9 protein-coding genes, 1 tRNA gene and 2 rRNA genes (1 of these 12 cut by a window edge) are annotated in these 12,715 nt (G+C 50.7%); 10 read left to right on the top strand and 2 right to left on the bottom strand.

The window, feature by feature from the left end; genetic code table 11:
- Positions 1-980: ribosomal RNA gene (locus RUDLU_RS0113355) — 23S ribosomal RNA — on the top strand (it extends 1,852 nt beyond the left edge of the window).
- Between the two features lie 91 nt (positions 981-1,071).
- A 5S ribosomal RNA gene (gene rrf / locus RUDLU_RS0113350) occupies positions 1,072-1,183 on the top strand.
- A 175-nt stretch (positions 1,184-1,358) separates the two neighbouring features.
- Here rrf and RUDLU_RS30030 read toward each other — a convergent pair.
- Positions 1,359-1,784: a hypothetical protein gene (locus tag RUDLU_RS30030; RefSeq protein ID WP_019988891.1), complete on the bottom strand. Its 426-nt coding sequence runs from the start codon at positions 1,782-1,784 to the stop codon at positions 1,359-1,361.
- 168 nt (positions 1,785-1,952) lie between these two features.
- Positions 1,953-2,099 (bottom strand): hypothetical protein, encoded by a 147-nt coding sequence (locus tag RUDLU_RS30025; protein WP_019988890.1) that lies wholly within the window; start codon positions 2,097-2,099, stop codon positions 1,953-1,955.
- A gap of 145 nt (positions 2,100-2,244) precedes the next feature.
- Between RUDLU_RS30025 and RUDLU_RS0113335 the strand changes: the two genes are divergently transcribed.
- From RUDLU_RS0113335 to trpC, 8 genes are all read left to right on the top strand, one after another.
- Complete coding sequence (locus tag RUDLU_RS0113335; RefSeq protein ID WP_169578043.1) at positions 2,245-6,156, top strand: HNH endonuclease; 3,912 nt, start codon at positions 2,245-2,247, stop codon at positions 6,154-6,156.
- Position 6,157: 1 nt separating this feature from the next.
- Positions 6,158-6,598 (top strand): SMI1/KNR4 family protein, encoded by a 441-nt coding sequence (locus tag RUDLU_RS0113330; protein WP_019988888.1) that lies wholly within the window; start codon positions 6,158-6,160, stop codon positions 6,596-6,598.
- Positions 6,599-6,621: 23 nt separating this feature from the next.
- Positions 6,622-8,421 carry a hypothetical protein gene (locus RUDLU_RS0113325; protein ID WP_211220208.1) on the top strand — a complete coding sequence of 600 codons (1,800 nt, stop codon included), beginning with the start codon at positions 6,622-6,624 and terminating at the stop codon, positions 8,419-8,421.
- A gap of 236 nt (positions 8,422-8,657) precedes the next feature.
- Positions 8,658-8,731, top strand: a tRNA-Pro gene (locus RUDLU_RS0113320).
- 168 nt (positions 8,732-8,899) lie between these two features.
- A complete protein-coding gene (locus RUDLU_RS0113315) occupies positions 8,900-10,342 on the top strand; it encodes an anthranilate synthase component I family protein (protein ID WP_019988886.1) in 1,443 nt (480 codons plus the stop codon).
- Positions 10,339-10,905, top strand: coding sequence for an anthranilate synthase component II (locus tag RUDLU_RS0113310; protein WP_019988885.1), 567 nt, complete (start codon positions 10,339-10,341; stop codon positions 10,903-10,905). The genes RUDLU_RS0113315 and RUDLU_RS0113310 overlap by 4 nt, the downstream gene beginning before the upstream one ends.
- On the top strand, positions 10,902-11,888 hold the full coding sequence (gene trpD, locus RUDLU_RS0113305; RefSeq protein WP_019988884.1) for an anthranilate phosphoribosyltransferase: 987 nt from the start codon (positions 10,902-10,904) through the stop codon (positions 11,886-11,888). The genes RUDLU_RS0113310 and trpD overlap by 4 nt, the downstream gene beginning before the upstream one ends.
- Before the next feature lie 13 nt (positions 11,889-11,901).
- Positions 11,902-12,714, top strand: coding sequence for an indole-3-glycerol phosphate synthase TrpC (trpC, locus tag RUDLU_RS0113300; RefSeq protein WP_027303027.1), 813 nt, complete (start codon positions 11,902-11,904; stop codon positions 12,712-12,714).
- Position 12,715: the final 1 nt, after the last annotated feature.

Here is a 12,715-nt window from a genome sequence, read left to right as displayed (position 1 = left end):
AGTAAACGGCGGCCGTAACTATAACGGTCCTAAGGTAGCGAAATTCCTTGTCGGGTAAGTTCCGACCTGCACGAATGGTGTAACGATCTGGGCACTGTCTCAACCATGAGCTCGGTGAAATTGTAGTAGCGGTGAAGATGCCGCTTACCCGCCACGGGACGGAAAGACCCCGTGCACCTTTACTACAGCTTAGTATGGATTGCCGGTCAGGCATGTGTAGGATAGGCGGGAGGAATTGAAGGGGTGTCGCCAGGCATCCTGGATCCAACCTTGAAATACCGCCCTTGGCTGACTGGTGATCTAACCTCATGAGAGGGACAGTACTTGGTGGGTAGTTTGACTGGGGTGGTCGCCTCCGAAAGGGTAACGGAGGCTTCCCAAGGTTCGCTCAGGGTGGTTGGTAACCACTTGTGGAGTGCAATAGCAAAAGCGAGCTTGACAGTGAGGCTCACAAGCCGATCTGGTGCGAAAGCAGGGTATAGTGATCCGGTGGTACTGCATGGGTGGGCCATCGCTCAAAGGATAAAAGGTACGCCGGGGATAACAGGCTGATCTCCCCCAAGAGCTCACATCGACGGGGAGGTTTGGCACCTCGATGTCGGCTCGTCACATCCTGGGGCTGGAGAAGGTTCCAAGGGTTCGGCTGTTCGCCGATTAAAGTGGCACGCGAGCTGGGTTCAGAACGTCGTGAGACAGTTCGGTCCCTATCTGTGGTGGGCGCAGGAATTCTGACGGGGGCTGTCCTTAGTACGAGAGGACCGGGATGGACTCACCGCTGGTGGATCAGTTGTTTGGCCGCAGGCACGGCTGAGTAGCTACGTGGGGTTAAGATAAGCGCTGAAAGCATCTAAGTGCGAAACTGGCCCGAAGATGAGAGTTCCAAAAGAAGGCTGTTCGAGACGAGAACGTTGATAGGCGGCAGGTGGCAGCGGTGAGAGCCGTGGAGCTGAGCCGTACTAATGAGCCTGATGTGTGTTGATGTGTGCAGATTGGTTAGTTGGTTGGTTGTAGGGTTAGGATATTGTACTTGTTTTCTCTGTGGGTGTGAAGACTCTGTGAAGTTACTAGGAGGTTGGTGGTGTTATGGCGGGTGAACACCTTTTCCCATGTCGAACAGAGCCGTTAAGCCCCGTGCTGCCGATGGTACTGGAGTCAAATCCGGGAGAGTAGGAAGCTGCCACCTCTAGTTATTGAAGCGAAGGGGGTGTTATCTCGGAAGAGGTGACACCCCCTTTTCGCGTTTATATTACCTAAATACTTCAAGCTAATCTATTAAGGCTAGTGTACTCATTTGAGATTTAATATTTAAACACCGTTCACTGCATTCTTTCAAAGGGGCAGTACTAGGAATCTTTATATTAAAACAAGTACACCTGGAGTACAGGCACTACGGGATCAACTCTGGTAATTGATGCCCCCGGAACGTACACGGTGACCGGCGAAGGAACTGGCGGCTGTACAGCTACGGCCACCATCAGTGTAACTGGCAGTGCAGGATTACCATCTGTGTCCATTGCGCCGGTTGTTCCGCTCTCATGTACAAATACGCTGGTGACCCTGACGGCTTCGGCCAGTATGGCCGGAGGAGCTATATCGGCGATTGCCTGGAGCCGACAGGGCGAAGCAGGCCTGTTAAGTATCAGTGAGTCTTTGACAACAAATACTGCTGGAACGTATATAGTATCCGTTACAGCCTCGAATGGCTGTGTAGCCACAGCACAGGTGTCGTTGACGGGTAGCAGTGCGAGCCCAGACGCGACCATCAGCATGTCGGGGTCGCTCATTAGCTGTTCTACTTCGGGCCGGGTTTATCTGAGCGTACCTACTGGGGCAAGCCAGTACCAATGGACGAGTTCGAATGGCTATTTTGCCAATCGCCGGGATATTGAGGTAACCACGGCCGGTACGTACTCTGTGACGGTTACGAATGCTTCTGGCTGCACAGCGACGGCTCAGGTTGTCGTTCCGGCTGCGCCCAACACCTTATCGGTTAGCATAAGCGCCAGCCATACGGCTATTTGCACCGGAGGCCTGCCTGTAACCTTAACGGCTGTTCCTTCGTTGACCACCAGTTTTGTGTACCGTTGGAATACGCCCATGGGTGATTATCTTCCTTCGTTTACAACCACAACCCCGGGGGTTTACTCTGTAACAGCGGTGCGGGGTACATCGTGTAGTGCAACGGCAAGTATAACGCTGGTTAGCGGTAGCTCGGCTGTTACGGTAGTGGTTCCGACAGCAGCCGTGAACGGAGCGCCCCTTAGCTTGACGGCCCAAGTAGACCCGCAGCCCGCATCAGCCTCGTATGCCTGGAGCGGCCCGGCCAACTTTACCGCAACGCAAACAACCCCAATTCTTAGTTTCTCGGCCGGCACCACCGCCCTTTCCGGAGCTTACACCGTGCTGGTAACCCTGCCGGGCGGCTGTACAGCAACGGGAACCGGTAGTTTGACCGTGGGTATACCGGCAGCTACGACGCTAAATGAATGCGACATCCGCATTGTAGCCAAAGACGCGCAGAACAAAGAAACCACTAAACTGCCCCGCACCGCCCCCCAAAGCCTAACGCTGAGTGTAGAGAGCCTTGACGGCACCTCGCTGACTGGCTACACCTACCAATGGACGCGCTCAATAAGCACGAGTGCCGGGGCCACGACTACCGCCCAGGGCAGCAGCCCGACCCTCTCGGCTACCGCCATTGGGGAGTACAAGGTGACGGTGAGCGGCACTGACAATAAGACCTGTGTGGCCTACCTGACCTTGAGCCGGACGCTGTGCCAGACCGTTAACCAGACCTACCAGTGCGGCACCCGCCCTGCTACGCCTGTTGGAACACCGGGAAGCCCTCCTCTGACAAACCTCGCCCCCGGCGACACCATCCGCACGGGCGATTTTGACGTGGTAGTGACCCAAGTAACGGGTGGGGGAGCCTCCGGCTGGACAGGCAAAGGCTACACAGAGATTCCGTATCTGAAAAACGGGCGCATTGCCGTAGAACTAAACAGCGCAGTGGTCAACGACTGCTACGAGTTGGTGAGCGGCACGGTGGTTAGTGCTTATGACCCGGCTTGGGGAGGAGTGCGCTCGGTGGATCAGGCAGTAGATCAGGCGCGTGAACTCCTATCAAGAGTCAGCGACCTCATTGCCACCTACACCGGAACGTCGGAACAAAAAACGGCCCTTCAAGCAGCTGGAGAGCAACTCTGTAACCGGGTGGCCTCTACAGCAAGCACGCTACCCGATGTTCAGTCTCAACAGTTGACAGGCGCTTGTCAGACCTTCCAGACCAATTTAGCAACTTTCCTGGCCTGTACCGTCCCGACAAACACGACGGCAACGGCTGGGGCACGCATTGCTACGGTAGTCACCTCTTGTCTGATTACTCAGGATGATCTGTTTGAAGATGCTACTGACCTTGAGAAGGGGTTAACCAATACTGAGTCCCTCGCACTGACTACAGGTACAGCCGAAGATGCTGCCCAAATAAACACCGGAGCCATCAGCCTCTCTCAGGTGATGGATGTATGCCAGCAAGCTGTACGGTGGAAGATTACACCTGTGCCCAACCTGATCAATAACACCCAGGTAACCATTGATGGCATTACCTACATTGCCCTGTGCCGTTGCACCCAAAAAACGGGCGATTGTGCCCCCAATGGTCTTGTAAATTTTGTAAAAGTCTCCGCTTACGAGGCCCTGAAATCTAAATCAGGAAATAACAGAGTTAACATAAAAGACATTGATCCAGCCAGTATTTTACCCACTGTCAAGTATTCCAACTGGATTAATGCTACGGCTGCTAAGGCTTTTCTACAAAGCCTCGTTGCATTGAATATTCCAAATCTTGACAATCAGAAGGCTACTGTCATTGCAGACCTTATTGGCGAAATGAAAGGTGGATCTTTTGAGCTTTATACCACCTTAACAACTCCATTGAGTGCAACGTTTACGGACTATTTGTATGGAAAAAGCACAGCAAATTGGACGCTAAATGATCTCGAACAAGCCCTAAAGACATATCAGGAGCGAGCCAGAGTCCTTGTACCAACGTTGATGGCACAGATTGCCAAGCCTGAACCAGTAGAAACAGTTCGGGCTACATTAAGCCAGTTTAGTCCGGTTGAATATAGTAGTCTGGAAGCAGAGGAGCGTTGTAAAGTCCTGATCTACCTGCTCAATCAGGATGGGAGCGAATCCTACCTCAATAACCTCGTAGCATATACGGGCACAAAGAATGGACCTGCTTTGCTAAGCTGCCTCAACGCCAACAACAATAAGTTGCTAATGAAATTGCTGTCCCGCCAAACATTGTTGGCGACTGTGGCCACAGCTTACATGATGTGGGGGACACCCCCTAAAAGTCCTCAAACAATCGAGTTATTCAATTTTATGGGCGCGTCCTTGTTGGGGAGCCAGGCGGCAAGCAACTCGAGTAACCGACTGATTTTGATTGAGCAGGAGGCAACGAGTGGGGCGGTAACGGCTCGGACAGGGGTTTATCAGGCAGCAAAGCTATTTTCTAAAAATCCGAGCGATTATATCAATGTCTATTTTGTCAATGCCTTTACCATTGATGGGACGACCGTACCAGCGCATAGCGTACTGCCTATGCCCAGCATCTATGTCTATTACTTGTTAAAGGAGGCCAGCGGACAGCGATTTGTAAAACAGCTTCAACTTTCGGCGGCAATCATTGGAACTTCTCTTGGCATTTCCGAATGGGTAGCCGCGACATCTCTTGCTCCCCGGATTCTGGCGGGTACAGAAATATTTTTAGGCGTTGCAGATGCCGCCATGACAACTGATTTTGCAGACAACCTGAGTACAACCGACGAAGGTAAAACGTTTGTAAAATGGTACACTGCTATTGTGTTGAGCCACGGGGCCGTAACGATTGCGCCAAGCATTGCCGAAGGGTTCATGAATGCAACAGCAAGGTTGCTGACGAAACTAAGCGACCCAGCTCAAGTCAGTAAGATTGAGTTGATGTACAATGTCTTCCGGCAACAGTACAAACTAACGAAGACGTTTGCTGAATTAGCCCAGGCAAAACTTTACAGCGGTATTTTTCCCTTCCCTGATTTACTCACCAAATTCAATAACCTCGCCAGCAAGTTCGTAGATGCCGTTCAGACAGCGACTACAGTTAAAAACAAGGTTTACCAACCGGGTTGGACAGCCGAACTCAGGGCAGCTTTACAGGAAGACCTCAAACTGACTGACAATCTTCTGGAAAGCATTTGCAAAGACCCCGACCTAATTGACATCTGGAAACTGCTGGAAAAATCACCAAGCCTACGGAAGAATGTTGATAAACTAAAGGCTTTCAAAGAAATTAAGGCAAGTCAGTTATTGAATGAGGCTGAGTTAGCTCAATTAACCGAGAAGATTAGCCAGTGGAAAGACCAGTCCAGACTGCTGGATAATTTAGTAACTGAAGCTAAAAGCCCTACCAGGTCAAGTGCAAGATTAATTGCATTAGCCAATCGCAACGAAGGTTTACTCACTAAATTAGGGGATAGTGGATATCAAACTCTTGAAAGTTGGGTAGCAGCCAACAAAGCAACAGTAAGTTCACCTGGCATTAGCGTATCGGATTTAAACAACTTATTGAAATCTTTAGAAGATAAGTTGAGTGGTCAAACAATCATCCAAATGAAACTCGATGGACAAGGGCGGTTTACAGTACGTTGCAAAGGAGAAAAGACCTCAAAGGTGTATTCAATAGTTAAAAACAACACAAATGAATACAAAGTCAGGTACTATCAAAACGGCTATAACCCTGCAGAATCTTCATTCGGAGTTGAAATAAGCGATAATTTACTTGCACCAGATTTTGCTAAAGGGCCCAATGCACAAACTTGGCTATATCCAGTGACAGGGGAAGAAAAGAACATTGTTAGAATAAAATTAACAGGTAAACGGCTCGATGGATTAGAAACTGACTTCCACAAGGCAAACATTGCAGCTAAGATTCCTTATTCACGAACTGGATATGCTCCTGATGGTTACACATGGCATCATATGGATGATTTTGATCCAATTTCAGGGGAGTGTACTATGCAATTAGTAAAGCAAGATGTACATGGAAGCACGTTTCCACATACTGGTTCACCTGCACAATACACCGATTACACAGGACTAACATACAAATAAGATGAAGACACTTACTTTAAAGTCATCATGCCTCAGCATAACAAACAAAGAAATCTTGGAGACAGAGGCAACATTGGGAATCATACTTCCTGAAGATTATAAAGCTTTCTTATTGCTAAGCAACGGTGGTTACCCACTTGAATCGGAATTTAAGAAAGAGGATGACTGGAGTTTTGGGGTACAGCTATTTTATGGAATTTGTTCTGTAACAGATCAATCAATTGTATTCTATGCTTCAATGTTTCATCAAAAATTTATGTCAAAACACTTTATTCCTTTCGCTCACGATCCTGGGGGTTGGATGTTTGTTATATCTACTAGAGATCAAGATTATGGACACGTATACTTTTACCGTCCTGATGAACCTGAGGATGATTGCCTAACTCATTTAACCAACTCATTTGAGGAATTTATAGATAAGCTTCAAGTACCTATTTACTGAAACATCATTGAGTCTTGAAACCTATGATGAGCTTCTTACGATTTGACCCATTTCAAATGCACCACCACTACAAAACCACCATTCTCTTAAGCGTCCTGCTCAGCCCTTTGCTGGCTACCGGTCAGGTCATGAAGCCGGTTCAGGCCAATGACTTTTCCTTCAACGCCTTCAAGCTGCCGCCCTTCCCGGTGGAGGTCATGCACGTAGCACCCGCACACGGCGGGGGCGTGACGCTCACCACCTTCATGCCCATTGCGGGTCGGGTGTTACCAACCGGAGAGAAACCCAACCCCAAAGGAGCTATGTTCCCATCCAACGCCAGCTACCTCCAAACCCTCACCCTGGGACCGGATGCCAAACCCGTCACCACAATTCCCGGTGAAGTCTTCGGTCAGGCTCCCAGTCCAGGCGCGGGCCATGACTGGGCCGTGTTCGGCACTAATGCGAACGATGGACCGCTGCGCCTGCCCTATGGCGGAGACTTTGGTCAAATAACCTCCCGCTCTCCGAAGGTAGGCCTGCCTGCGGTCTTGTCCATGCAGCCTCAGGCGGTCGACAACAGCAAGTCCAGCTATCAGGTCGATCCCAAAGGAAGCGTGCACCTGGCCCTTCCCCAACGCGTTGCCCAGCTCGACCCCGTCACCGGCAAGCTTATTATCCGCGCTGAAACGCCCACCGATGCGTCGGACCGTCCCCTGGCGGCCGAGAGCCAGAAAAAGACCCTCGGCTACGGCATTCCTTTCTGGTCCCGCTCCCAAGCACCCATCATCCTGGCCAACGGCCAAATCGAAGTGGTGACCAACCAGACCATCGAGGGCGATAAGAATTCCTCCTTCCGCCAGTTTCACCTCCTGCGCTACGATGCGAACGGGAACTTGCTCCGCGATCTGCCCGGTCAGTTTACCTACAATCGGCAACTGGTCTTCCGCTGCCCCCTCTTCGATGAGCAGGGCCAAATCGAGGGCACGGTCAACGTCTTTGGCGATGGCGACGGCAAAAAGGAGTTTATGGACCCCGACGATAACCGCGTAGCCGTGGTGGTCACCGACGCCAAAGGCGACATCTGGGCCCAGTTCGACTGGAGCGTCAACGGGAGTACCATGCGGGCCGCCCGGCCCATGGTAGCCCGGCGCGAGGGTGAGCGTATCGGGCTTTGGGTGGCCAACGGCCAGAAACTCCTCAAGTCCCTGTATGAAAGCTGGACCTGGGTCCGCGAGGGGCAAACCGTCAAAACCACCTTCCATGATGCCGTTCCTGAAACAGGTCTCCAGGAACTGTCGGTCAAACTCGGTTTAGTCAACAACGGCGAAACGGCAGGCTGGTACAACCCGAGTGGCAACCGGGTGCTCACCACCTTCACCGACGAAAAGCAGACCACCTGGGTGGTTGCGCAGCGGGTACGAACCCAGTATGATGCAAACAACAACCCGATTAGCTCCCAATATGGGGATCTGTTTGTCCAACAATTCGACTCCCATCGGAACGCCGACCGGATGAAGTTGCTGAAACAGACGGTGGTCGCCATGCAGGAAAAAGGCGAGCCCGCTCGCCTGGAGCAACTGCTTCGCTACCCCGATGGAGCCGCCTACGCCGTTATGCAGGGAGCCGACACCGAACTGCTCCGGTTTCGCTCGGCCAAAACCCCCGTGGTGGAATCGTATCAATTGATTCCGAATGATTGTGTCTCGGCTACCTTCGGCGGTCGGCCTAACTACGCCTTCGATGGGGCCACGGGTATCCTGAGTGTGGTCGCTCGGATCAGTAAAACGCCCGGCGTGGATTCGCCTTGGCTGGGACGAATGGTCCAGTATGATTTGAACTAAGAAAACTCCCCAATAAAATGCGCTTATTGGTTACGTTGTGTAGTCGACCTGGACCCCGTCGCCATAAAGCCACTATCCGGATTAAGAGCCTAATCGAGTCGCCGGACTGATGCCACGAGGAAGAGTATTACCAACCTACCGTACCTGAAACGTTTCTGGGTATTCTGGCTTTAGCTTTGATTTTATTGACCGAAGCTTTAAAGCGTTTTAAGCTTTTCTTATATTTGCAGCAGAATCGGGGTGTAGCGCAGCCTGGTAGCGCGCTACGTTCGGGACGTAGAGGTCGTGGGTTCGAATCCCGCCACCCCGACACAATAGAACAATAATGAAGACTATTCAGACTCAATCATGGTGGTGGCACTTATCTCGAAAGGGATGAGGTTGCCTCTTTGTGTCTGATCGATACTGTCCAAGGCCTACCGTCATCCCGGTAGGCCTTTTGTTTTTTATCACTGTAAACTCTTTGACTGAAATTCTAATGACTCAAACTTCACCGCCATCGACGGAAACGTATGTGGTAACCACAAAACACCGGCGGATGCTGGCTGACATAATCACACCTGTCAGTATTTACTTACAGATTCGGGATCGGTACCCAAACAGTATTCTCCTCGAAAGTGCCGACTATCACGGCAACGACAACAGCTTTTCGTATATAGCATTCGATCCGGTGAGTCGGTTCGAATACAATAAGGGAGCACTTACAATTGAATTACCAAATCAGACCGCAGTTACCAAACAAATTGAAGCCCAGGAGTTGATCCCAGCTTTACAAGAGTATAAAGCCTTGTTCAAAGCCCAACCGGGTAATCATTCATTTATCACAAACGGCTTATTTGGCTATTTCGGATTTCCGGCGGTTGAGGGTTTTGAAGATATTAGTCTGACTGCGGCAGTGCCGCCTGAAAATGATATTCCGGCCGCCATTTTTCAGGTGTACCGGTACGTCATTGCCATCAACCATTTCAAAGACGAGCTCCACATTTTTGAGCACTCGTACGTGCAGGAAGGCGAAGAGCCTGTAAGTAGTCAGCTCGATGAAGTAGTATCAATCATTACCAGTCGGAATTTTGCGCTTTACTCCTTTGACACAAAAGGGGAAGAGAGCTCCAACTTTTCAGATGATGAATTTCGGGCTGTTATCCAACATGGTATAGACCATTGCAAGCGGGGTGATGTGTTTCAGATTGTGCTCTCGCGCCGATTTCAGACGCCATTCCGGGGTGATGAATTCAATGTGTACCGGTCGCTGCGGTCGCTAAATCCATCGCCGTACTTATTCTATTTCGACTATGGTAGCTTCAAACTGTTTGGCTCTTCGCCCGAATCGCAGATTGTTGTCAAGAACGGCGAAGCTACGATTTACCCAATTGCTGGTACGTTCAGGCGGACGGGTGACGATGCTAAGGATGCCGAACTAGCCCAGAAATTATATGATGATCCGAAGGAATCGGCTGAGCACGTCATGTTGGTGGACCTGGCACGTAACGACCTCAGCCGGAATTGCGACGTGGTAAAGGTGGAAACCTTCAAAGAAATTCAGTACTACTCGCATGTGATTCATTTGGTATCAAAGGTGGTGGGGCAATTAAACGGCAAAGCGGATCCCCTTCAGATTGTGGCAGAGACGTTTCCGGCCGGTACGTTATCGGGCGCTCCTAAATACATGGCTATGAAGCTGATTGATCAGTACGAAAACCAGAGCCGGGGCTTCTATTCGGGTAGTATCGGATACATGGGTTTCGACGGTGAGTTTAACCATGCTATCATGATTCGGACGTTTATGAGTCAGAACAACACGCTTTACTATCAGGCAGGGGCAGGTATTGTGGCTAAGTCATCAGTTGAAAGTGAGCTTCAGGAGGTACATAACAAACTGGCGGCCCTACGGTCGGCTATTGAGCAAGCAAAAGGTATATGAAAATTCTTGTTTTAGATAACTACGATTCGTTCACCTATAATCTGGTGTACATCCTGCGTGAACTTGGCCATGAGCCTGACGTGATCCGCAACGACAAAATTACGTTGGAGGCTGTTGGACAATACGACAAAATATTACTGTCGCCGGGGCCGGGTATTCCGGCCGAAGCTGGCATCATGCAGGACCTGATTAAGGAGTACGGTGCTCAAAAGTCGATTCTGGGTGTTTGTCTGGGGCATCAGGGCATCGGTGAAGCATTCGGAGCGCAACTCGAAAATCTGGGCGATGTGCTGCACGGCGTTGCGCATCAGGCCCGCGTACTCGACCGTGGTGAGTACCTGTTTGAAGGTTTACCGGATGATCTGACGGTGGGTCGCTATCACTCGTGGTCGGTTGTTCGGGAATCGGTACCGGCTCATTTGCTGGTAACTGCCGAAGACGAAAACGGCCGGATTATGGGGTTGCGGCATCGTGCGTTTGATGTCAGGGGGGTACAGTTTCACCCGGAGTCGGTACTGACAGTGGGTGGTGTCAAAATGATAGAAAACTGGGTGAACCAATGAAAGCAATATTAAATCATCTGTTTGAGCACAAAACGCTCACCAAAGAGCAGGCCAATCAGGTTCTGCTGGGCATTGGCCGGGGGGAGTACAATACGGCGCAGATAGCGTCTTTTCTGACGGTTTACATGATGCGGAGTATTCGCATTGAGGAGATGGAAGGGTTTCGGGATGCGATGCTTGAGCTTTGTTTACCCGTTGACCTGTCAGCTTACGACCCAATGGACTTGTGCGGAACCGGGGGCGATGGTAAAGACACGTTTAACATCTCAACTTTGTCGGCGTTCGTGGTAGCTGGAGCCGGCCAATGCGTAGCCAAGCACGGAAACCACGGGGTGTCATCCATGTGTGGCTCATCGACGGTGATGGAGTATCTGGGTTACAAGTTTACCAATGATGTTGGTGAACTTGAGCGACGGATTGAAACGGCTGGTATCTGTTTTCTACACGCGCCTTTGTTTCACCCAGCCATGAAAAATGTGGCCCCGATTCGGCGTGATTTGGGCGTAAAAACATTTTTCAATGTGCTGGGACCGATGATCAATCCCACTAAGCCTCGAAAACAGCTCGTTGGGGTATTTAATCTTGAATTAGCCCGATTATATGCGTATCTTTATCAGCAAACAGACACGCGTTTTTCGGTCATTCACGCTTTAGATGGCTACGATGAAATCTCATTGACCGGGCCATTTAAGGTGATTTCGAACCGAACGGAAGAAATGCTGAGCCCGTCACACCTGGGTCTGGAAACGCTGAGCGCAGAGTCATTGTCAGGGGGAGAAACGGTCGAAGAATCAGCACAGATTTTTATGCGTGTACTGAAAGATGAGGCTACCCCCGCCCAAAAGCAGGCAGTTTTGGCCAACTCAGCCATGGCTTTGCTGGTGAGCGATCGGGCGGCCACGCGGGAGGAGGCAGTTGCTCTTGCGAAGGAATCTATTGAGAGCGGTCGTGCGTTAGAGTGTTTTACTAAATTGGTTGCGTGAGTTGCCCGAGCGAATGACGATTTTAGATCGAATTATTACCGAAAAACGAGTTGAAGTGGCGCAGCGTCGGATGCAGGTTTCGGAACAGGCATTAGCGACTTCTCCGCTTTTTAACCGGGCCGTCAATTCGGCCGTAGCTGCCATCCGCGCTACCGATTCCACCGGAGTCATTGCTGAATTCAAACGAAAATCACCCTCTAAGGGCCTTATCAACGGAACTGCCGACGTAGCTGCAACTACGAGTGGATACGTTCGGGCCGGAGCGGCTTGTTTGTCGGTACTGACAGATGAGCCGTTTTTTGGTGGTACACCAGCGGACTTACAAGCCGCCCGGACCGCCAATCCGCTTACGCCTATTCTACGCAAAGACTTTGTGATTGATGCCTACCAGCTGCTCGAGGCTAAGGCCTGGGGTGCTGATCTGGTGTTACTCATTGCAGCTTGCCTATCGTCTGACGAAGTCCGACACTTGAGCCACTTTGCTCATCAGCTTGGGCTGGAAGTCTTGCTGGAAGTGCACGATGCTGAAGAGCTCGACCGAACGCTCTGCGATACCGTTGATCTGGTGGGTGTTAACAACCGAAATCTGAAAACATTTGAGACGTCGGTAGAGACGTCGATAGAGTTGATTCGTCAAATACCCGATTCGTTCGTTCGGGTTACCGAGAGCGGCCTTCACGATGCCCAAACGATCCACCGGTTACGTATGGCCGGTTATGAGGCTTTTCTGATCGGAGAAGCATTTATGAAAACTACCGCTCCAGAGGTAGCCCTGGCTACGCTGGTCGACCAACTGAATAAGCAAAATTCTACCATTACTAACTGAT

It is taken from the genome of Rudanella lutea DSM 19387 (assembly GCF_000383955.1).
In the GTDB taxonomy this organism is placed as follows: Bacteria; Bacteroidota; Bacteroidia; order Cytophagales; family Spirosomataceae; genus Rudanella; species Rudanella lutea.
Note: the sequence above shows the minus strand (reverse complement) of the source record. Positions and strands in the feature narration are given on the sequence as shown.